This is a genomic window from Bacillus sp. FJAT-22090, assembly GCF_001278755.1.
Taxonomy (GTDB): Bacteria; Bacillota; Bacilli; order Bacillales_A; family Planococcaceae; genus Psychrobacillus.
This window is the reverse complement of record NZ_CP012601.1, coordinates 3,292,592-3,311,771: the sequence shown is the minus strand read 5'-3', so window position 1 is coordinate 3,311,771 and position 19,180 is coordinate 3,292,592. Positions and strand designations below refer to the sequence as shown.

General features: G+C 37.3%; 19 protein-coding genes. 8 read left to right on the top strand and 11 right to left on the bottom strand.

Annotation, left to right across the window (positions count from 1 at the left end):
• Positions 1-13 precede the first annotated feature (13 nt).
• From adh to AM499_RS16565, 4 genes are all read right to left on the bottom strand, one after another.
• Positions 14-1,534, bottom strand: a complete 1,521-nt coding sequence (adh, locus tag AM499_RS16580; RefSeq protein WP_053591244.1) for an aldehyde dehydrogenase — start codon at positions 1,532-1,534, stop codon at positions 14-16.
• A gap of 200 nt (positions 1,535-1,734) precedes the next feature.
• Complete coding sequence (locus AM499_RS16575) at positions 1,735-2,772, bottom strand: LLM class flavin-dependent oxidoreductase (RefSeq protein WP_053591243.1); 1,038 nt, start codon at positions 2,770-2,772, stop codon at positions 1,735-1,737.
• A 4-nt stretch (positions 2,773-2,776) separates the two neighbouring features.
• The gene (locus AM499_RS16570) at positions 2,777-3,418 is read right to left on the bottom strand and encodes an NAD(P)-dependent oxidoreductase (RefSeq protein WP_053591242.1); all 642 of its coding nucleotides are present in this window, start codon (positions 3,416-3,418) and stop codon (positions 2,777-2,779) included.
• A gap of 72 nt (positions 3,419-3,490) precedes the next feature.
• Positions 3,491-3,919 (bottom strand): Rrf2 family transcriptional regulator, encoded by a 429-nt coding sequence (locus AM499_RS16565; RefSeq protein WP_053591241.1) that lies wholly within the window; start codon positions 3,917-3,919, stop codon positions 3,491-3,493.
• A 239-nt stretch (positions 3,920-4,158) separates the two neighbouring features.
• Here AM499_RS16565 and AM499_RS16560 point away from each other — a divergent pair, with 239 nt between their 5' ends.
• Positions 4,159-4,977 carry a YitT family protein gene (locus tag AM499_RS16560; protein ID WP_231687585.1) on the top strand — a complete coding sequence of 273 codons (819 nt, stop codon included), beginning with the start codon at positions 4,159-4,161 and terminating at the stop codon, positions 4,975-4,977.
• 508 nt (positions 4,978-5,485) lie between these two features.
• Here the strand turns inward: AM499_RS16560 and AM499_RS16555 are convergent.
• From AM499_RS16555 to AM499_RS16545, 3 genes are all read right to left on the bottom strand, one after another.
• The gene (locus tag AM499_RS16555) at positions 5,486-7,000 is read right to left on the bottom strand and encodes a succinyl-CoA:acetate CoA-transferase ScpC (RefSeq protein WP_197275568.1); all 1,515 of its coding nucleotides are present in this window, start codon (positions 6,998-7,000) and stop codon (positions 5,486-5,488) included.
• A 227-nt stretch (positions 7,001-7,227) separates the two neighbouring features.
• Positions 7,228-7,872, bottom strand: coding sequence for a LytTR family DNA-binding domain-containing protein (locus tag AM499_RS16550; RefSeq protein WP_053591239.1), 645 nt, complete (start codon positions 7,870-7,872; stop codon positions 7,228-7,230).
• A gap of 24 nt (positions 7,873-7,896) precedes the next feature.
• Positions 7,897-8,850 (bottom strand): TRM11 family SAM-dependent methyltransferase, encoded by a 954-nt coding sequence (locus AM499_RS16545; protein ID WP_053591238.1) that lies wholly within the window; start codon positions 8,848-8,850, stop codon positions 7,897-7,899.
• Between the two features lie 132 nt (positions 8,851-8,982).
• Here AM499_RS16545 and AM499_RS16540 point away from each other — a divergent pair, with 132 nt between their 5' ends.
• A complete protein-coding gene (locus tag AM499_RS16540) occupies positions 8,983-10,644 on the top strand; it encodes an FAD-binding dehydrogenase (RefSeq protein WP_053591237.1) in 1,662 nt (553 codons plus the stop codon).
• 109 nt (positions 10,645-10,753) lie between these two features.
• Positions 10,754-11,506, top strand: coding sequence for an SDR family NAD(P)-dependent oxidoreductase (locus AM499_RS16535; RefSeq protein WP_053591236.1), 753 nt, complete (start codon positions 10,754-10,756; stop codon positions 11,504-11,506).
• 79 nt (positions 11,507-11,585) lie between these two features.
• Here the strand turns inward: AM499_RS16535 and AM499_RS16530 are convergent, their stop codons facing one another.
• On the bottom strand, positions 11,586-12,272 hold the full coding sequence (locus AM499_RS16530) for an ArsR/SmtB family transcription factor (protein ID WP_053591235.1): 687 nt from the start codon (positions 12,270-12,272) through the stop codon (positions 11,586-11,588).
• Positions 12,273-12,371: 99 nt separating this feature from the next.
• Here AM499_RS16530 and AM499_RS16525 point away from each other — a divergent pair, with 99 nt between their 5' ends.
• Positions 12,372-12,992 carry a flavin reductase family protein gene (locus AM499_RS16525; RefSeq protein WP_053591234.1) on the top strand — a complete coding sequence of 207 codons (621 nt, stop codon included), beginning with the start codon at positions 12,372-12,374 and terminating at the stop codon, positions 12,990-12,992.
• A 302-nt stretch (positions 12,993-13,294) separates the two neighbouring features.
• On the opposite strand, the gene AM499_RS16520 is transcribed toward AM499_RS16525, so the two are convergent.
• The 3 genes from AM499_RS16520 to AM499_RS21880 form a co-directional block, all read right to left on the bottom strand.
• Positions 13,295-14,155, bottom strand: coding sequence for a ketopantoate reductase family protein (locus tag AM499_RS16520; RefSeq protein ID WP_331457316.1), 861 nt, complete (start codon positions 14,153-14,155; stop codon positions 13,295-13,297).
• A 78-nt stretch (positions 14,156-14,233) separates the two neighbouring features.
• Positions 14,234-15,037 (bottom strand): serine hydrolase, encoded by an 804-nt coding sequence (locus tag AM499_RS16515; RefSeq protein ID WP_053591232.1) that lies wholly within the window; start codon positions 15,035-15,037, stop codon positions 14,234-14,236.
• 130 nt (positions 15,038-15,167) lie between these two features.
• Positions 15,168-15,344, bottom strand: a complete 177-nt coding sequence (locus tag AM499_RS21880) for a hypothetical protein (RefSeq protein ID WP_172794371.1) — start codon at positions 15,342-15,344, stop codon at positions 15,168-15,170.
• A gap of 256 nt (positions 15,345-15,600) precedes the next feature.
• On the opposite strand from AM499_RS21880, the gene AM499_RS16510 reads away from it, so the two are divergent.
• The 4 genes from AM499_RS16510 to AM499_RS16495 are packed head-to-tail and all read left to right on the top strand — an operon-like array spanning position 15,601 to position 19,044.
• Complete coding sequence (locus AM499_RS16510) at positions 15,601-16,524, top strand: metal ABC transporter solute-binding protein, Zn/Mn family (protein ID WP_053591231.1); 924 nt, start codon at positions 15,601-15,603, stop codon at positions 16,522-16,524.
• An 11-nt stretch (positions 16,525-16,535) separates the two neighbouring features.
• Positions 16,536-17,270 (top strand): metal ABC transporter ATP-binding protein, encoded by a 735-nt coding sequence (locus tag AM499_RS16505; RefSeq protein WP_053591230.1) that lies wholly within the window; start codon positions 16,536-16,538, stop codon positions 17,268-17,270.
• A gap of 3 nt (positions 17,271-17,273) precedes the next feature.
• Positions 17,274-18,167, top strand: a complete 894-nt coding sequence (locus AM499_RS16500; RefSeq protein WP_053591229.1) for a metal ABC transporter permease — start codon at positions 17,274-17,276, stop codon at positions 18,165-18,167.
• The gene (locus AM499_RS16495) at positions 18,160-19,044 is read left to right on the top strand and encodes a metal ABC transporter permease (protein ID WP_053591228.1); all 885 of its coding nucleotides are present in this window, start codon (positions 18,160-18,162) and stop codon (positions 19,042-19,044) included. Before AM499_RS16500 ends, AM499_RS16495 begins: the two co-directional genes overlap by 8 nt.
• Positions 19,045-19,180: the final 136 nt, after the last annotated feature.

Sequence of the window (19,180 nt, the reverse complement as noted above, 5' to 3'; positions counted from 1 at the left end):
GCACCCTTTCTTATCAAAAGAATCCTAATTTGTTTTCATTGTAGCTTACAAGTAGATTCTTTGTTTGTTGGTAATGACTTAGCATCGTCAAATGATTTTCACGACCAATACCTGACATTTTATATCCACCAAATGCAGCATGCGCTGGATATTGGTGATAGCAGTTTGTCCAAACACGCCCTGCTTGAATTCCACGTCCGAATCGGTAAGCCGTGTTCATATCACGTGTCCAAATACCAGAACCTAATCCATATAATGTATCATTTGCGATTTCCAAAGCTTCCTCTTTTGTTTTAAATGTTGTTACGGATACAACAGGCCCAAAGATTTCCTCTTGGAATATGCGCATATTGTTCGTACCTTTAAAAACAGTTGGTTTAATATAATATCCTTCTGCTAGTTCTCCATCTAGCGTATTACGTTCTCCACCAATTAAACATTCTGCTCCTTCTTGCTTTCCAATATCAAGATAGGACAAGATTTTTTCCATCTGCTCTGTTGAAGCTTGCGCTCCCATCATGACGGATGGATCTAGTGGATTCCCTGTATTAATTGCTTCCACACGTGCAAGTACCCTTTCCATAAATTTATCATAAATAGATTCTTGGATAAGTGCTCGAGAAGGACATGTACATACTTCCCCTTGGTTTAAAGCAAATAGAACGAATCCTTCTACCGCTTTATCTAAAAACGCATCGTCCTGATCCATGATGTCTTCGAAGAATATGTTTGGTGATTTTCCCCCAAGCTCTAAAGTTACAGGGATTAAGTTTTGAGAAGCATATTGCATAATTAAACGTCCAGTTGTTGTTTCTCCGGTAAACGCTATTTTACTTATACGTGAACTAGATGCCAGAGGTTTTCCAGCTTCTAAACCAAATCCATTCACAATATTTACAACACCAGGTGGTAATAAATCTCCAATTAGTTCGATAAGTACTAAAATAGATGCAGGTGTTTGTTCAGCAGGTTTTAAGACCACACAGTTGCCTGCCGCAAGTGCTGGTGCAAGCTTCCAAACAGCCATCAATAGCGGAAAGTTCCAAGGGATAATTTGTCCTACCACACCTAGAGGTTCATGGAAGTGATAAGCTACCGTATCGTTGTCAATTTGGCTTAACCCACCTTCTTGAGCACGGATTGCCCCTGCAAAATAACGAAAATGATCTATAGCTAGTGGTAAATCTGCGTTCAGTGTCTCACGAACAGCCTTTCCGTTATCCCATGTTTCTGCAACTGCAAGCATTTCTAAATTTTCTTCTATACGATTTGCAATTTTATTTAAAATATTGGATCGTTCAGCAACGGACGTTTTTCCCCATGCATCTTTTGCTGCATGAGCTGCATCCAAGGCAAGCTCAATATCTTCTGAGGTTGAACGAGCAACTTGTGTAAATACTTTACCTGTTATTGGTGTAACATTTTCAAAATATTGACCTTTTACCGGGGGTGTCCACTCGCCATTAATATAGTTTTCATACTTGTCCTTAAATGAAACCTTCGAGCCTTCTGTATTCGGAAATGCATAAACCATTCTGTAATTCCTCCCCTTCTTGATTGTCCTCGCACTACACATATTATGCATAAATATTTTTTGTATGCGTTTTCAAAACTATTTAATAACTAATAGTTTCATATTTATTTTGACAGATAATATTAAATGTTTCAATTATTTTAACTATTTACAAAAAAATAGACTTGAGGTTTAAATAAGCCCTCAAGTCTATTTGACATCTATTTATTAGTCTCTCTTCTTACTATTGGTGCCACTTCTGTTGCGAGAAGTTCCAAACCTTTTGCTATCGTACTAAATGATTGACCCCCAATATCCATCTGGGCAATGAAACGTTTATGTCCAAATAGTTCATGTTGGATAAGAATTTTTTCAATCACTTGTTGTGAACTTCCTACAAACAATGCAGTTTCAGGACTCGCCATTTGCTCAAAGTCAGCTCGAGACATTCTCGTTCCCATACCTCTCTGCTTATTTACATAAGACCAATAATTAGAGTAATATGGATAAAATTCCTCCTTGGCCTGTTGTGTTTCTTTAGCAATATACGTATGGCCTGTTACTCCAACAGCTAAACTTTCACGCGCATGACCCGCATCTAATCCTGCTTGTAGATACAAGTCTACAAGTGGTTTAAAGTTGCGAGGATTTCCCCCGAGTATAGCAAGAGCCATACCTGTTCCAAGTCTCCCTGCTCTAACTGCACTTTCTGGGGTCCCGCCTACTCCTATCCAAATTGGAAGTTCCTCTTGTATTGGCCTAGGAGAAATCATGGCATTTGTTAGATTTGGACGGAATTTCCCGTGCCAGGTTACTATTTCTTCTCTAGTTAATTGCTGAAGTAATTTAATGTTTTCCTCAAATAAAGCATCATAGTCATTCAAATCATATCCAAAAAGCGGAAAAGACTCTACGAATGCTCCTCTTCCGGCTATAATCTCCGCTCTCCCATTTGAGATTTGATCTAATGTTGCAAAGTCTTCAAATAAACGAACAGGATCCAATGTACTTAGCACAGAAGTTGCACTTGTTAACTTAATATTTTGTGTTGCTTGGGCAATCGCTGAAAGAATAACAGCTGGAGAGGATATTGCATAATCTAGTCGATGATGTTCTCCTACCCCAAATATATCAAGCCCTGCCTCATCAGCCATTTTTCCAAGTTCTATTATTTCTTTTAGTCGTTGTGATGTGCTTGTAGTTTCTCCAGTGAGCGGATTTGGACCAAGATCACCAAAGGTATAAATACCAATCTCCATCGTTTTACTCTGCTTCTGATACAACTGTAAAACGTTCGTTTACATGTTGAGGATTTTCTATTTCATCTACTACGGCTACAGCATAGTCTGCATAGCTAACATAACTTTCCCCTTTTGCATTTACAATGAAATTGTCTTTCCCTTTTTGGTAAGCACCTGTTCTTTTTCCTTCTGGATTAAAGAATGCAGCAGGGCTAACAAATGTCCATTGAATACCTTCTGATGCTTTTAGGTCTTCTAAGTTTTTTCCTTGGTTTGATGCCGTTGGAAGATATTCTTTAGGGAACTCAGGTGTATCCATCAATTTGATTGATTTAGCTTCATCTACAAACAAGCTTCCAGCTCCACCAACAACTACTAGTTTTGTTTCGGGTGCATTTTTTAATGCACTTATTAATGATTTTCCGGCCTCTACATGTACATGTTCTTGACCCGGAGGAGCACTAATTGCATTGACTACTACATCAAATTGATTCATGTCTTCTCCTGTTAATTCAAAAACATCTTTTTCTAATACGTTTGCATTTTTATCTTCTACTTTAGAAGCATTTCTTACAATTGCAGTTACTTCATGCCCTCTGTCAGCTGCTTCTTTATAAATTAAATTTCCTGCTTTTCCTGTTGCTCCAATTACGCCTATTTTCATTTATATTCCCTCCGAAGATATTATTTTTGTTGTAACCATAAAAGTTACAACTATATCAAAAAAATTGAATGATTATCCAATTTTTTGATTTAACACATTTACAAGCTCTTCCATTGTGACTTCTTTTAACACAGCTTCCATAGCATCTTGTGCACGAAAAAGAATTAATTCGAGTACACCTTGTATATTTGCTCCCACGGGACAATTCGGATTCGGGTTTTCATGCATTTGAAATAATTCTCCCTCATCTACCACGTCTACCGCTCGATACACATCTAATAACGTTATTTCCTGTAACGGTTTTTGAAGGGTTGCTCCTCCTAGCCCACGACGAATATCTATGAGTCCTGCATTTTTTAGCTTACCCATAACTCTTCGAATTACTACTGGATTTGTATTTACACTTTCTGCAATCCACTCTGAAGTACAAATAACATTACGATCATAATTTATGAGAGATAGTATATGAACGGCCACTGTAAATCGACTGCTTATTTTCATGTCTTTTCACCTTCCGATGTAACCATCATAATTACATCACTTTGTATTGTCAAGAAATATAATTATTATACCGTTTTCCTCTTTCACTATGTATAAATATTCTATAAAATAAAATATATATGCTATTTTCAGAAAAGAGGAGATTAAAATTGAGTGACATAGCTAAAAGTGCGAATACCGCCGTCAAGCCTGGCAAATTCCCACATAAAAGTACCCCTAAAAAGGTTTTGTTTGCACGGATGTTGACGATTGCTTTAGGAGCAATATTAATGTCCATTGGTTTGGAACTATTCTTAGTCCCTAACCAGATTTTAGACGGAGGCGTAGTAGGAGTATCCATCATCTTATCTCATCTTACAGGTGTTCGTTTAGGTATCTTTATATTTATTTTGAACATCCCTTTCTTTTTCCTAGGTTATAAACAAATTGGAAAAACCTTCGCATTGTCAACCTTGTTTGGTATTACGGTCTTATCCATTTGTACTTCTTATTTACATAATATTGATGCTATTACTTCTGATTTATTACTTTCTACTGTGTTTGGTGGAATTGTTTTAGGCATGGGTGTTGGTCTTGTCATTCGTAATGGAGGTTCTTTAGATGGCTCGGAAATACTAGCAATTTTATTTAATAAGGCGACCCCATTTTCTGTTGGTGAAATCATCATGATTATTAACTTAGTCATTTTCGCAATCGCTGGTTTTATTTTTACATGGGAACAGGCAATGTACTCATTTTTAGCTTACTTTATCGCATTTAAAACGATTGATATTGTGATTGAAGGATTAGATGAGTCTAAATCTGTCTATATCATCAGTGACCATATAGAGGATATCGGAGACGCAATAATGGATCGCTTAGGGCGTGGTGTAACCTATTTACATGGAGAAGGCGCATATACAGGAGACAATAAAAAGGTAATTTTCACTGTTGTTACGCGACTGGAAGAAGCCAAGCTAAAATCTATTGTAGAAGAATTTGATGAACATGCTTTTCTTGCATTAGGCAATGTTGCTGAAGTTCGCGGTGGAAGATTTAAGAAAAAAGATATTCACTAAGAAAAGCGCAAGCGCCTATGAAGAGGAATACAGTCTAAGTTCGCGACATCGTGTCGCAACGACTGTATGACCCACTTCGTGTGGGCCTCCAAGCAAATGTTCTTCCCCCAACGAAGTCGCGCTTTGACTTCCGTTAGGGGAAGGTTATTTGACCTCAAGGGGCTAGGCGATGGAGCTATACAGTATAGGAAAAGCGCAAGCGCCCTTAGAATATAATATCTGTTTTCAATTGTTTCTGGATTGCTGTGGACAGACTTTTGGCTACATCATTAACGTAGGTATTACTTTGAAGGGGTGGTTGTGATGTGCGCCTTATCGCCGCAAGAGCGCGAAGAATGAGACCCCGTAAAGGATGTGGGAGCGACGAGGAACGACTCATCCTGCGGAGGCTCATGCGTAGCGTGCGGCAAGCGCACATCCGCATTACCCTCTCCAAGTTGCTGAAACACATTTTATAGACTACTATAAAAATAAAACCGATTCCATTATCTTGGAATCGGTTTTTAACTTATACAATAGAATTTACTTTTTCTAGCATCGTTCCATTTTCCGCTAGGTTCGTATGGAATGAAAATGCTTTTTCCAATACATGAGGAGTTTGTCCACCTCTTGTTAATGCTTCCTCATAATAATTTCTTAATTGTTCTTTATACATTGGATGTACACAATTTTCAATTATTAGCTTTGCACGTTCTCTAGGTGCTAGTCCTCGAAGATCCGCGTACCCCTGCTCAGTCACTACTACATCCACATCATGCTCTGTATGATCGACATGGGATGCGAAAGGAACAACACTAGAAATATTGCCACCTTTTGCAGTAGATTTCGTAACAAAAATCGCTATACGTGCATTACGAGCAAAATCTCCAGAACCACCAATACCATTCATCATTTTTGTTCCAGAAACATGCGTAGAGTTTACGTTTCCGTAAATATCAAATTCAAGCGCCGTGTTAATAGCTATTAAACCGAGTCGACGAATGATTTCCGGATGGTTAGTAATTTCCTGTGGTCTCAACACAAGTTGGTTACGATACTTTTCTAGATTTCCATAAACTTGCTCCATTTTTTCTGCTGATAGAGTGATTGAGCAAGCAGATGCAAAATTGACTTTTCCAGCATCCATTAGTTCAAAAACGGAGTCCTGAAGTACTTCCGAATAAACTTGAAGATTCTCAAACTCAGAGTCAATCATTCCATGTAAAACAGCATTTGCAACAGAGCCTATTCCAGCTTGAATTGGTGCCAGTTTTTTTGTAAGTCTACCTACCTTAACCTCTTCACGCAAAAATTCCATTAAATGATTAGCCATTTCTTGTGTTTCCTGATCTGGTGGCACAATAGTAGAGGGTGAATCTTTATGGTTTGTGAACACAATTCCTTTAATTTTTGAAGAATCAAAAGGAATTCCAATTGTCCCAATTCGGTCCTCTGCTTTTTTAAGAGGAATTGGCTCTCTTTTCCCTTGCTCTGCTGGTTCATATAAATCATGTAGTCCTTCTAACAATTCGGAATGCTCCATGTTTATTTCCACAATAATATTTTTTGCCTGTGACACAAATGTTAAGGAGTTACCTACAGATGTAGTCGGGATAATCATACCATCAGCAGTGATTGAAACCGCTTCCACAATAGCAAAATCAATTGTAGGCAAGACGCTTGAACGTATCATTTCTGCAGTATGAGATAAATGCTGATCAACAAATAAATGATTCGCATTATTTATATTTTTTCTCATCGTCGCATCTGCTTGGAACGGTAAACGCTTATTTATAATACCAGCTTCAGACAGTAATTTATCTAAATCAGAACCTAACGATGCTCCTGTAAAAATATTAACTTTAAATTTTTCGTTTTTTCCTCGTTCTACTAAAGCAAATGGAACCGCTTTCGCATCACCTGCACGTGTAAATCCGCTTAACCCCAATGTCATCCCATCTTGAATCCATAATGCAGCTTCATCTGCTCCAACTACAAGACTATGTAAACTACTATCTTTAATTCGCTCAAGATTATTTACCACAAATTTCATCTCCTTTGAAAAAATACACTTAAATAAATCTTATCGTGTATTTGTCACAATTTCGAAAAAACTTGTTAAGTTTTATTATTAGATGAATGAAACAGAAAATAACTATACCGAAACAGAACAATTTATATTTTCATTTTATTTTTTCTTCTTTTTAATGTATTTCAAGCAAAAAAACGCTTGAATAATAGGACAACATCCCCTTATTCAAACGTTTTAATTTAGAATCCTAATAACTTTCGAAAGTAGCTCGAGTAGGATTGACTCACAGAAATTTTTTCTTCATTATCCATCGCTAGCACAAAAGTAGAATGTGTATCTGGATAAATTTCTTTTATATGATGTACATTTACAATAAAAGATCGATGACACCGAATGAACATTTCTCTCGGTAGCCTATATTCAAAGTCTTGCAGAGAACTAGTATGCGTTCCAGATAAATTTTTCGTTACAATGTACGTTTTACGATCTCTCGCCTCTAGATACAATACATCTGAAAAAGGTATAGGAATCCAACCATCTGGCGTTTTTATCGTAATTACAGATTTTCCTTCTGTGAATGAAGGGTATATCGCTAAAACACAGCCTTCCAGTTCCCCTTTAAACTCAAATGGAACCGCCATTCCATGATAGGGTACACCAAAAACTTCGCGATCAATAAATTCGGAAGCTTTTTGCTTAGTATGTATAGCTTTATATGCAATTGTACCCTCCTTGACAGGATCTCCTGGCAAAATTTTTAAATCGATTCTTTTGCTTGGTCGATAATAAATATATTTCTCCGTATTAGAAACTGCTATAGAAATTTCATCAGAAAATAACTCCCCAATTACATCTAAAAGCGCCTTAATGGATAGATCTTTCATCCTACACCCTCCTTCCTCATTACTTTACTGACAGACAACTATTTCACGAGAAAACTGCTGTTTCTTTGTTATACATCGGTCCGTTATTTGAAAGCCTACCGTTTTTAAACGCTCATCCATGGATTCAATTGTGACGATGACTACCTTTTTTGCAATTCTTCTTGCATGCTTTAAAATCTCAAACTGCTCATCCCATGATGCATGGGTATATAAATTATAGGGCAAATCAATAATAGCCACATCATAGGTTTCCGTAATATCTTCTATTGCCCCTTTTTGCACATCTCCGGTTAAACCAAAGTATGCGATATTTTCCCTGGAACCAACACAAACGAGAGGGTTTATATCTCTTCCAACAATATCGATCCCCATGGATAGTGCTTCTACAAGAACCGTTCCAATTCCACAACAAGGATCAATTGCTTGAATACCTTCTGGGTGTGGAACTGCAATATTTGCAACAGCCCGAGCAACACGAGTGCTTAAAGCTGTAGAATATTCTTTTGGTTTTTTCATATGATGAAACCAGATAGGTTCGCTTTTGCAATATATTCCAAAATACCAGCGTCCCCCGAATGGAACGATTGCATACAACTGATGGGGATTATGAAGATCAAAGTCACCTTGCATTTCACTACCTATAGCCCGCTCAATTTGAAGACGTTCTTTATTTTCAATTTTATCTTGCCCTTGGCGATCGTTAATTTTTAAAAATATTACTTTGTTTGTTTCTTCTTCCGATCCAAATGCAGATGCTTGAGCAATGATTTCTTCTACTTCATCACCATCTGCTAGTATCTCTAATCTTCCCTTCATAAAAGGACTTCTATTCGGATCAATTTTTATATCACTTTTCAATATTTTTAACTCAGTATCTATACCAAAAAAAGAGCGCATCTCCAAATGACATAGAGAGCGTTCTGCATCATTGTATGCATATGTATAAATGAATGCCGGTTGTCGGCTAATGTTCGTCAATTTATTCCCTCCAATGTAATTCCTATTATAACACGCATAATTTTATATGTTAAAACTGAATAGCTATTCAATTGTAAAAGAAATATAATGACAGTAAGTTTCAGAATTTTATTGAAAATCGGGGGATGGGAAATGAAATTTGATGTGATAGTAATAGGAGCAGGATTAGCTGGCTTAGTTGCAACGGCAGAACTTGCCGATGCCGGAAAAAAGGTTTTACTTCTGGATCAAGAACCAGAAAACTCAATTGGTGGACAGGCTTGGTGGTCTTTCGGTGGGTTATTTTTAGTGAACTCACCAGAGCAAAAAAGACTTGGTATAAAAGATTCAGTTGAATTAGCTTGGCAAGACTGGCTCGGAACCGCTGGGTTTGATAGAGATGACGATGAAGACTTTTGGGCAAAGAAATGGGCAGAGGCTTATGTTCGCTTTGCAGCAGGCGAAAAAAGAGAATGGTTGCATAAACAAGGAGTTCGTTTTTTTCCTGTTGTTGGTTGGGCAGAACGCGGAGGATATCTTGCCGAAGGACATGGTAACTCAGTCCCTAGATTCCATATTGTTTGGGGAACAGGCCCAGGAATTGTAAAACCCTTTGAAACTCGCATACGATCAGCTATTACAAAAGGACTTGTAGAATATAAACCCCGCCATCAAGTAGATGAACTAATCATAGAAAACGGGCGAGTTATTGGAACACGGGGATTTGTGCTTGTTCCAAGCAATGCAAAACGAGGGGAAGCAACCTCACGTGAGATAATAGGAGATTTTGAATACTTTGCCGACGCAGTAATGGTAACAAGTGGCGGAATAGGTGCTAACCATGAATTAGTTCGTGAAAACTGGCCGGTGCGACTTGGTAAACCTCCTAAGAATATGATCTCCGGTGTACCAGAGCATGTAGATGGACGAATGATTGGTATTTCACAAAAGGCAGGTGGACGCCTTGTTAATAAAGACAGAATGTGGCATTACACGGAAGGCATCAAAAATTGGAATCCTATTTGGAAAGACCATGGAATACGAATTCTTCCAGGACCATCTTCTATTTGGCTAGATGCAAAGGGACAACGTTTCCCAGCACCAAACTTCCCAGGCTTCGATACACTTGGAACATTAGAAGCTATTCAAAAAACAGGATTTGATTATTCTTGGTTTATCTTAACAGAAAAGATCATTGAAAAAGAATTTGCACTTTCTGGATCCGAACAGAACCCAGACTTAACCGGAAAAAGTATAAAAGAAGTGTTAAAAAGAGTTCTCCCTGGCCCGACTGCTCCAGTAAAAGCATTTATGGACAAGGGAGAAGATTTCGTCATTGCAAATAATTTAGCAGACCTTGTGAATGGTATGAATAAAATTACAAAAAGTAATCTATTAAACTTAGAAATAATTCAAAGACAAATTGAGGCACGAGATCGAGAAATAGAAAATAGATTTACGAAGGATCTTCAAATTACAGCTCTTAGAGGTGCCCGAAATTATATCGGAGATAAGTTAATACGCGTAGCTCCACCCCACAAAATTCTTGATTCGAAAAACGGGCCTTTAATTGCTGTTCGTTTGAATATTGTTACCCGCAAAACGCTTGGTGGTCTTCAAACAGATTTATCTGGTCGAGTTTTAAATGCTTCAGGAAACCCTGTCCCTGGTCTTTATGCAGCAGGTGAAATTACTGGCTTTGGCGGTGGAGGAGTACATGGCTACCGGTCACTGGAAGGTACTTTTTTAGGTGGATGTATTTTTACTGGTAGAGAAACTGGCCGTGCAATAGCGAAAGAACTTTATAGTAATTAGTTTCTAATAATTGGATTTTCTTTTCATTTGTAAACGCTATCACTTGATTGTATAATAAATCTGCAATTAAGATATTTTAACGTTAAAATAATTTTAGGAGGCAATACAAATGGCTAGATTAGAAGAAAAAGTTGCAATTATTACAGGTGCTGGATCTGGTATGGGTCGTGAAGAAGCATTATTATTCGCTAGTGAAGGCGCCAAAGTTGTAGCAACAGATATTAACGAAGCAGCAGTTCAAGAAGTAGTAGCAGAAATTAAGGAAGCTGGCGGTGAAGCAATTTCTGTAGCGCATAATGTCACTTCAGAGGAAGATTGGAATAAAGTTTACGAAGAAACGATTAATACATTTGGTAAATTAGATGTTCTAGTAAACAACGCTGGAATTAGCCAACGTCCTACTATGGAAGAGCTAACAATAGAACAATGGGATCAAATTATGAATATTAACGTAAAGAGCATATTTTTAGGCACTAAATTAGGTTTACCGCATTTCCGAGCTAATGGAGGCGGGTCTATCGTGAATATCTCATCGATTGCTGGTTTAAAAGGTAGCTCAGGGGCCGGTGCTTATACTTCTTCAAAAGGAGCAGTTCGCATGTTAACAAAAGCCTGTGCAGTTGACTATGGAAAAGACAATATCCGTGTAAACTCAGTCCACCCTGGCTTCATTGTAACTCCTATGAGTAAAGCGTATATGGAAGACGAAAAAATGAGTCAATGGTTCTTGTCACAAACCGCGCTTCCACGTGTTGGCCAATCAGTAGAAGTTGCAGAAGCTGTACTGTTCTTAGCGTCTGATGCATCTTCATACATCACAGGTGTTGAACTACCTGTTGATGGTGGTGTAACAGCTAAATAATTATTAATACAATATAAACTCTTAAAAAGAGTGCAACAGCCGATACCTTTTTAACAAGGAATCGGCTGTTTCTATAAGATTATAAATCAATTGAAAATCTTTCTTTTAGTGCGTTTTTACCTTTAGGCGTTACTTTTATCGCTCGAGTTTTAGGCAAACGCTGAATCCAATTTAAATCTAACAGTTTTTCTAAAAGAGCATTTCCTAATGCTCCAGCAAGATGGTGACGTCTTTCACTCCAATCTAAACATTTGTGTGAAAATGAACGACGCTTATTCTTCACTTCTTCCAGATCAATTTGAAAAGCTATAAAGAACTCCTTTCCCTTTTCGGTAACAGTGAAGCATTTCTCTTCCTCACAAAGAATCCCTTCTCTAATTAAAGCCTGAGTTAACTTTACACCTAAGGCCCCTGCTAGATGATCATAACAAGTCCTTGCAGAACGTATTGCTTTATTCTCTAAATCTTGATTTAAGGACTTTACTTTAATTGGAGGAGCTATTGATAATAAGGATTCCATAACCCGAGCAACTTCCTGATTTTGAATTCCATAGTATCGATGTCTTCCATACTTTTCAACAGCGACCACGTTTGCATCGACCATTTTTTTTAAATGAAAACTCGCAGTTTGTGGTTTGACTCCAGCCATATAGGCTAATTCACTTGCAGGATGAAATCTACCATCTAATAATGCTGTTAAGATCGCTGCACGCGAAGCTTCACTTACAAGAGTTGCAACTATTGCTACATTAGGATCTGCATTCAATTTAATTTCCTCCTATGTAATCCATACTTCGATGATAATGGATGTATTTATATTTTACACTAATTGAGAAAGAACTTTTTAATAGGAGGAAAATTTCAGATGAAAAAAACGATACAGATTCCAAAAACCGAAATTATTAAACCAAATATTTTATACTATGGAACACCTGTTATTTTACTAAATACGTGGAATGAGGATGAATCGGTAAATATAAGTCCTATTTCATCCTCATGGGTATTAGGAGATTGTATTGTTCTAGGAATCGGTGTTGGCGGAAAAGCGATTGAAAATTTAGAGCGACACCCTGAATGTGTGATCAATGTACCTAATCCTACATTATGGGAAAACGTCGAAAAATTAGCGCCTTTCACAGGTAAAAATCCTGTTCCAATTAATAAAAAAGAGAATGGATTTACATATGCTAAAGATAAATATAACGTTAGCGAGTTAACTCCTATTGATTCTTTATCGGTAAAACCATCCAGAATTATGGAATGTCCTTTGCAAATAGAAGCAAGTGTTAGAAACATTAGAATTCCTGATTATTCTCCTAACTTTGCAATCGTTGAGACACAAGCTATACATATTCATGCCCATAAAGAGATTATTATTGGAGAGAATCATATCGATCCAAACAAGTGGAGTCCACTTATTTATAATTTCCGTCACTATTTTGGACTAGGAAACGAACTTGGGAAAACCTTTCGATCTGAAACATAAAAATTCTGCAATAATCGTGCATATAAAAACCGATTTCTCTTAAAAGGGAAATCGGTTTTCTACTGTAGACAAACTCAATTTTGGGTGCATAGAGTTGTATATTAAATTCGGCAAGGGCCACCACTTCGCTTTCCGTGGGCTTGGCTTCAGCCTCCTCGTCACTTCAAAAACATGTGCTCCTGCGGGGTCTTCTGCTCAAGCTGTTCCCACAGGAGTCTTCGTGGTGGTCCTTGCCTTATAAACAATTCCTTATATGTTCCACTCTGTCTAGTTATGTAGAGATTAAACATCATGCACCTTACTCAATAATTAAAACGACTTTCTAATGTTTTTATTATTTGATACAGCATTTGGTTGACGGGTGTTTCTATGTTAAAACGATGCCCAAGTTCCATCATCTTCTCTGAAAACATCGCTACTTCTGTAAATCTTCTAGCCTCTATATCTTGCAACATAGATGGCTTTCCTTCCTCACTTAAGGAGCTAATAATCGTATCGAAAAATACATCGATATCCCCTTCTTTTAATGCGATGTTTTGCAGTTGAGCTAGCTGAACAACTTCCATCATTGCTGCTTTCGCCAGCTCTCTTGCATAAGGAATCTTTTGAAACACTCCATAGGTAGCTCCTGTTACTGCTGAAGTTTGATTGATTCCCACATTAATCATGAATTTGTACCAAAGAACTTGCTCCATATTAGCTGGTATATCGTTTGGGATTTGTGCACGGTCAAAGCATTCTCTTATGGCTATTAACTTTTCTGAAATTGTTTCATTCTGTTTTTTACCAAAAGAGATTTTCCCAGGATTAGAACAGAAAATCGACGTTCCTTCTCTTGTTGCATCTATACCATTACTAATTGCGTATACAATCTTATCCTCTCCGTACACCTCTGCAATTTCTTCTTCACTTGTTATGCCATTTAGTAAGGACATAATAACTGTGTTTTTACCTACTTGATTGCGAATATCTTCAATAGCTCTCGGTAAATGGCTATACTTTACAGATACAATAATAAGATCTGCTTCCTCTGTTTTTTCGTTTGGGGTAATATAAGCAAATGGCAGCCTTTCCCCATTTACAAAAATTCCTTCTGATTCGTAACGAGATTTTCTGTCAGAATCGACCAATACACGAACATTTAAATCACTTACTGCTGCAATAGATTGCCATAAACACTGCCTATTGCTCCTAGTCCTATAATTGTTATATTTTTTATAACAGTCATAACTTTACTCCTTTCAGTTACTTAAATAATTGTATATTGCCTCCCCAATTTCAGAGAGGATTCTCTTGGACACCAAATCGTCTTCCTCCTCCGATAAAACAGTAGCTATTAGTTTTCTTTCACCGACAAAAAAGATACCAACATCATGACGAGTACCAGGAATCCAACCTGTTTTATGAGCTAACTCCCAAGCAGTCATTCCATTATTAAAATTGGAATAAGGAGAAGGTAGCTTTTCTGGCAAACAATCTTTTATTTGTTGCTTTTTCATTATATTAATCATTTGTTCACTAGCTTTAGCACTTACTAATTCTCCTATAGCCATCTGTTTTAAGAGCTTAGCTATATCATTAGCGGAAATTTGATTAAAACCTTTTGGATTCGGATTGTTCATCATTAATTTATTGTAAAAAGTACTTTTCTCCATCCCTACTTCATTCATCGACTGCACAACACTATCAATTCCAACAAGGTCTATCAGTATATTCGTTGCTGTATTATCGCTTTGAATGATCATTAGCATGATTATATCTTGAATGGAAAGTGCTGTACCCGTCGTAAAGTGTTGAAGAATTCCGGAACCACCTACATAGTCTTCTTCTTTTAGAACAATTTGATCTGAAAGAGAAAATTCCCCACGTTCAACAGCGTTAAAAACTGCGGCCATTATAGGAACTTTTATAACACTCGCTGCGTAAAAGAGCTCATCTCCATTTAGTTCCCATTTTTCTCCTAAGCTCAAATCCTCTAAAACAATAGCCCATGTACCTTTTGACTGGTCAATCAAATCTTGGATTCTACTAACAAGTGTTTTCACTCTATCTCTCCTTATCCTATTTTCTCTTTTTATTATAGACTATTGTAGTCTAAAAATAGGATATATTTTGAATAGTTCATATATCAAAATAAAAACGCGCCGAATTAATACACTCGGCACGCTTTTGTCGTCATAACTCTTGATAATCCCTTTGATATTTCCCTCCATCTTTTACCTCTGAATGATACAAAGCTTTTAGAGCAAAACTTTTTTCTAAGTCATGCTCTTTCATGACCTCTTTCAAACGTTTTGAAAGCTCCGTACTATGTTTCACCAACTGCTCCATCTTTGATTTAGAATACTGCATAGTTGTTACCTCCTCACCCTACTTCAATTGTCCCTTCAGTATAGCACTATAAAAAAATTTCAGTACAAATTTTAGATGGCACCTTTTTTATTCAATTAACATAAAGTACTTTGACAAAATAAAAATCAAATGTTAACCTATTGAACAAAAGTTTCCTTAATGAAAAATATTAGTCCGAATGAAAATATTAAATTTTTTTATTCTAAAAGTTTCCTTAAGGAAATAAATTGGAGTGAAGGAAAGAGGAGTGGTTATTTTGAAAAAGTGGATATTAATAATTTTTTCTGCTGTTTTATTTATTGCTGGTTGCAGTAACAAAAGCAATGACAGCATAGGAAATGAGCAAAAGCCCTTGGTCGTTACGACAACAGGACAAATTGCAGATGCTGTAAGGGAAATAGCAGGAGATCACGTCATAGTAAAGTCGTTGATGGGTCCTGGAGTCGACCCCCATCTTTACAAGGCAACACAAGGTGACTTACAAACCTTAGAAGAAGCCGACATCATTTTTTATAACGGTTTAGAACTAGAAGGGAAAATGAGCGATATTTTTGAAAAAATGAAAGAAGAAAAAACTGTTCGGGCAATTGGAGATGCTATTCTGAAGAACCAAATTTTACGTAACGAACTACATCCAGAACTCTCTGACCCACATATTTGGTTCGATATTGAAGTTTGGCAACAAGCAGTTAAAGAGGTTACTAAAACTCTTGTCGCAGAAATACCCGATAACCAAGATGAATTTTTAAAAAATGAAGAAGTATACTTCCAAAAATTAAACGATTTATCTAAATGGGCTGACGAACGTATTAATGAAATCCCTAAAGAACAACGAGTGCTTGTTACTGCTCATGATGCATTTAACTATTTTGGAAGAAGTCATGGAATGGAAGTAAGAGGTTTACAGGGCTTGAGCACTGATTCTGAATATGGCTTGAAGGATATTCAAAACATTGTAGATTTTCTTGTTGATCAAAATATTAAAGCCGTTTTTATCGAATCAAGTGTTTCTGACAAAGCAATGAAAGCAGTTATTGAAGGGGCAAAGGAAAAAGGTCACTCCATACAAATTGGTGGCGAGCTTTTCTCTGATGCAATGGGTGCTGAAGGAACCGAAGAAGGTACTTATATTGGAATGTACAAACATAATGTCAATACGATTGTCGATTCCCTAAAATAGGAGTGAGCAAAATGAACGCATTACAAGTAAATAATTTATCGGTAGCCTATGAAGAGAAAATTGTATTAAAAGATGTAAATTTAAAGATTCCAATTGGTCGACTAACTGGCATTATTGGACCAAATGGTGCTGGAAAATCAACACTTATCAAGGCTATATTAAACCAATTACCAAATAAAAAAGGTTCTGTTCATATTTTAGAACGTGCCCTAAATCCGAAGGAACTTATAGTTGGATATGTACCACAAAGAAATGCTGTTGACTGGGATTTTCCAACCACTGCATTAGACGTAGTGTTAATGGGGCGCTACGGACATATTGGTATGATCAGAAAACCCTCTTCAAAAGATAAGAGAATTGCGATCGACTGCCTAAAAAACGTTGGGATGGATTCATTTGCTGATAGATCAATCGGTCAACTATCCGGAGGACAGCAGCAACGTGTATTTTTAGCTCGTGCACTAGCCCAACAAGCGGATGTTTACTTTATGGATGAACCATTTGTAGGGGTTGATGCTGCAACAGAGCGAACAATAATAGCTATTTTAAAAGATTTAAAATCTCAAGGGAAATCCGTATTTGTTGTTCATCATGACCTGCAAACAGCTCCTGACTACTTTGACTGGATTGTTTTATTAAATCAAACACTTGTTGCATCAGGTCCAACAGAACAAACTTTTACAAAAGAGAATTTGCAGGATGCCTATGGTGGAAAATTGTTTTTTATGGATCAGAGAGGTGATTAAACAATGATAACCGGAAACTTACTTTGGGTACTTGCAGGAGCCATTTTACTTGGAATTGCAGCTGGTTTAAATGGAACCTTCGCCTTTCTTCAAAAACAAAGTTTAGTTGGTGATGCAGCAGCGCATGCGGCACTTCCTGGAATCGCTATCGCCTATCTGATTCTTCAACAAAAGGATTTACCTATTCTTATGTTAGGTGCCGCTATTACTTCTGCAATAGCTGTTTATACGATTCAATGGATTGTAAGTCAATCCAAGTTAAAAGCAGATGCTGCTATAGGGCTTGTACTATCTGTGTTTTTTGGTATTGGTATTGTGCTAATTACACTTGTAAATCAGAGCGGTGCCGGGAACCAAAGTGGATTGAATGATTTTATTTTTGGAAAGGCTGCAACGCTGGCAAAAAGTGATTTAATATGGTTGTCTGGAAGTGCCATGTTAATCATATTCATGTGCTTGTTATTCTTTAAAGAATGGAAGTTAATGATTTTTGATCCTGTGTTTGCAAAGGGTATCGGCTTGCCTGTTGAACGTTTACGAATTTTACTAACAGCACTCACTGTGCTAACTATTGTAACTGGTATACAAGCCGTTGGAGTCATTCTAATGGCAGCAATGCTCATTATACCTGCTGCCGCTGCTAGATTTTGGTCTAGTCATCTAGGAATTATCCTCGTGACAAGCGCTTTCTTTGGTGCTCTATCAGGTGCTTTAGGAACATTGATCAGCTCTTTGCGAACAGGTTTATCGACTGGCCCAATCATTGTTTTAAGTGCTTCCCTTCTATTTTTAATTTCTTATTTTTTCGCACCAACAAGAGGACTACTCTCTAAATCCCGTAAAAAGAAAGCATTTAAACAACCTACAATAGCTCGGGAGGCGATGGAACATGAATGAGTTTTGGGTGCTACTAACAGGAGCAATGGTTGGTATTACATGTGGATTAACGGGTGTTTTTTTAATCTTACGCAAAACTGCCATGATTGCAGACGCTATTAGCCACACAGTGTTATTTGGCATTGTGGTTGCATTTATGATCACTCAATCACTAAATGGATTTTGGATGCTGCTCGGTGCAGCCATTGCAGGTATACTAACCACTTATCTCGTGCAAGTTCTACAATCTGGAGGATTACAAGAAGACGCTGCAATAGGGGTCGTATTTACATCTTTATTTGCATTAGGGGTTTTGTTTATAACATTGTTTGCTGGAAACGTCCACTTAGATGTGGAACACGTATTAATGGGAGAAATTGCATTTGTTCCATGGGATACTTGGAGCATATTAGGTTTTACAATGCCTAAAGCTGTCTGGATGCTATCTATTGTACTTGTATTAAATGTATTATTTCTCGTACTTTTTTACAAAGAGATTAAACTTTCAACATTTGATCCAGTTTTCGCTTTGTCTATCGGCCTACCGATTATCGTCATGCATTATTCTTACATGACGCTCGTTTCCTTAACGACCGTAGCAGCTTTTGATAGCGTTGGGGCAGTTCTTGTTGTAGCAATGCTAATTGGACCTGCTGCGACTGCCTATTTGATAAGTAAAAGTGTTCGGTCCATGATTTTTTGGAGCATGACTTTTGGAGTTACCGCAGCAATAACAGGCTACTATCTTGCAAAATTATGGAACACATCTATTGCAGGAATGATGGCGGCAATGATAGGCATAATATTTATGCTTGTGTTCCTATTCATGCCACATGATGGAATTGTATGGAAAATGATTACCCGTTTGAAGCTGAATGCTTCTAAAAGTGTCTTATAAGAAAAGCGCAACCGCGCCAATAAAGACCTGTTTCTAACGTTTCCAGAGTGCTTTGGACAGACTTTGGCTACATCATTACAGTGTGAATTTTTGGAGGGGAGGGTCGTGACTAGCGTCACGATCCCTCCCCTCTTTT

What these genes read in the sequence shown, in the direction of transcription:
- adh (WP_053591244.1), bottom strand. Translation starts at nt 1,534, where the DNA reads ATGGTTTATGCATTTCCGAATACAGAAGGCTCGAAGGTTTCATTTAAG.
- AM499_RS16575 (WP_053591243.1), bottom strand. Translation starts at nt 2,772, where the DNA reads ATGGAGATTGGTATTTATACCTTTGGTGATCTTGGTCCAAATCCGCTC.
- AM499_RS16570 (WP_053591242.1), bottom strand. Translation starts at nt 3,418, where the DNA reads ATGAAAATAGGCGTAATTGGAGCAACAGGAAAAGCAGGAAATTTAATT.
- AM499_RS16565 (WP_053591241.1), bottom strand. Translation starts at nt 3,919, where the DNA reads ATGAAAATAAGCAGTCGATTTACAGTGGCCGTTCATATACTATCTCTC.
- AM499_RS16560 (WP_231687585.1), top strand. Translation starts at nt 4,159, where the DNA reads ATGTTGACGATTGCTTTAGGAGCAATATTAATGTCCATTGGTTTGGAA.
- AM499_RS16550 (WP_053591239.1), bottom strand. Translation starts at nt 7,872, where the DNA reads ATGAAAGATCTATCCATTAAGGCGCTTTTAGATGTAATTGGGGAGTTA.
- AM499_RS16540 (WP_053591237.1), top strand. Translation starts at nt 8,983, where the DNA reads ATGAAATTTGATGTGATAGTAATAGGAGCAGGATTAGCTGGCTTAGTT.
- AM499_RS16535 (WP_053591236.1), top strand. Translation starts at nt 10,754, where the DNA reads ATGGCTAGATTAGAAGAAAAAGTTGCAATTATTACAGGTGCTGGATCT.
- AM499_RS16525 (WP_053591234.1), top strand. Translation starts at nt 12,372, where the DNA reads ATGAAAAAAACGATACAGATTCCAAAAACCGAAATTATTAAACCAAAT.
- AM499_RS21880 (WP_172794371.1), bottom strand. Translation starts at nt 15,344, where the DNA reads ATGCAGTATTCTAAATCAAAGATGGAGCAGTTGGTGAAACATAGTACG.
- AM499_RS16505 (WP_053591230.1), top strand. Translation starts at nt 16,536, where the DNA reads ATGAACGCATTACAAGTAAATAATTTATCGGTAGCCTATGAAGAGAAA.
- AM499_RS16500 (WP_053591229.1), top strand. Translation starts at nt 17,274, where the DNA reads ATGATAACCGGAAACTTACTTTGGGTACTTGCAGGAGCCATTTTACTT.
- AM499_RS16495 (WP_053591228.1), top strand. Translation starts at nt 18,160, where the DNA reads ATGAATGAGTTTTGGGTGCTACTAACAGGAGCAATGGTTGGTATTACA.